Consider the following 1,423-nt stretch of genomic DNA (forward strand, 5'->3'; position numbering starts at 1 on the left):
CAATGATAAAGAAATTCAGGGCTATGCCACTAAGTTGAACAAGCGTCCTCGTAAATGTCTAGGCTGGAAAACACCATATGAGTCATTCTTTAACGTTGCGTTGCACTTAATTTGACAATTCAGGAACAAAAAAGTGCCCAGAATCAGAAAACTGATCTGGACACTCCTATTGGCTAAAATAGTTTCCTCTCGGTATAGTTATCCACTTCTACCGCTAGAAAATAACGCTATTTTGCTAGTTTACGCCATAGGAAAATCACGAACAGCTTTCATAGAAACTGAACACATTGAACAACACATCATTTTAGTTGCACATGCCATCATTCGTGATTTTCCTCCTTTGTTTGTAATTTGTTGAATTAATAATATAAAAAACTAATTTTAAAGTCAACTATTATTTAAAATTGGCCAATTGCCGACCGGTTAAAATAAAAGATATAGGCTTGGTTTGCGGTTTGCGATAGCTGAATCTTAGTGACACTGCAGTTATCCGGTTCGTTAATGGTCATAACCTTATCAGTCTGAGTTGCTACCAACATGGCCGCCTTAATCGTGAATCCGTGGCTGACAACAATAATTTGCTCATCAGGATACTCAGTTGCCATTTCTTCCATAAAGTTTTCCACCCGCTTAATCACTGATGAAAATGTCTCTCCGTGAGCTAGTTTGGCATAACTTGGAAGAACGTCGTTGATATTAGCATCAAACACATCTGGGTACTTCTGCTGAAGCTCCTTGTTGCTCTGGCCATCCCAACCCCCATAGGAAATTTCCAGCAACCGGTCGTCAGTTGTTACGGGTAGGTTTGCGGTTTGATTAAGGGTATTAGCCGTATCAATCGTCCGCTTTAACGGGCTAGCGATGATTCGGTCCGCAAAGCTGATATCAAAGACTTTATGAAGGGATTCAGCTTGGGCTTTACCAACTTCATTAAGGTAGGTGATTTCAGTATTAATAACCCCTTGCTTGAGGCCCTTAGCATTCGCGTTCGTTTGACCATGACGGACAAAATAAAAGGTTGTCATCTTGTTCCTCCAATAATTTCATTAATAATCTATTAATAATATTAAAAACAATCCACTTAAGCATAAACAAAGTTTAATCTATATGGTATCATAGTGCCAATTCAAAAGTAACGGGAGAATAATTGTGCCAAAACATCAAGAAGAAAAGACTAGTCATAAATCGTGGTGGATCGCTCTTTTACTAGTTGTAGTCATCGGGGGCGGAGCTTACGCATACCAGGACTCGAAATCCCACAATCAAGCGACGACCCAAACGAAAAAGACTGCCAAGAAACATCCTAATGTAAGAGGTATCAAGATTGTGACGACAATCTTGATACCTCTTTTACTATACTAAAGTTGAGGTTGAGGTCGCCAACACCAGTGGAATTAAATTCCGAGCGTCAAACTGGCCCATC

2 protein-coding genes and 1 pseudogene are annotated in these 1,423 nt (G+C 39.8%); 2 read left to right on the top strand and 1 reads right to left on the bottom strand.

The window, feature by feature from the left end; all coding sequences use genetic code 11:
• Positions 1-115 (top strand): annotated as a pseudogene (locus QOW94_RS10970) (IS30 family transposase); the annotation flags it as partial.
• A gap of 283 nt (positions 116-398) precedes the next feature.
• On the opposite strand, the gene QOW94_RS10975 reads toward QOW94_RS10970, so the two are convergent.
• Positions 399-1,025 (bottom strand): histidine phosphatase family protein, encoded by a 627-nt coding sequence (locus QOW94_RS10975; protein WP_283680497.1) that lies wholly within the window; start codon positions 1,023-1,025, stop codon positions 399-401.
• Between the two features lie 124 nt (positions 1,026-1,149).
• Here QOW94_RS10975 and QOW94_RS10980 point away from each other — a divergent pair, with 124 nt between their 5' ends.
• Positions 1,150-1,362, top strand: a complete 213-nt coding sequence (locus QOW94_RS10980; protein WP_283680498.1) for a hypothetical protein — start codon at positions 1,150-1,152, stop codon at positions 1,360-1,362.
• Positions 1,363-1,423: the final 61 nt, after the last annotated feature.

The sequence above is a fragment of the Lentilactobacillus sp. Marseille-Q4993 genome (assembly GCF_951230165.1).
Lineage (GTDB): Bacteria > Bacillota > Bacilli > Lactobacillales > Lactobacillaceae > Lentilactobacillus.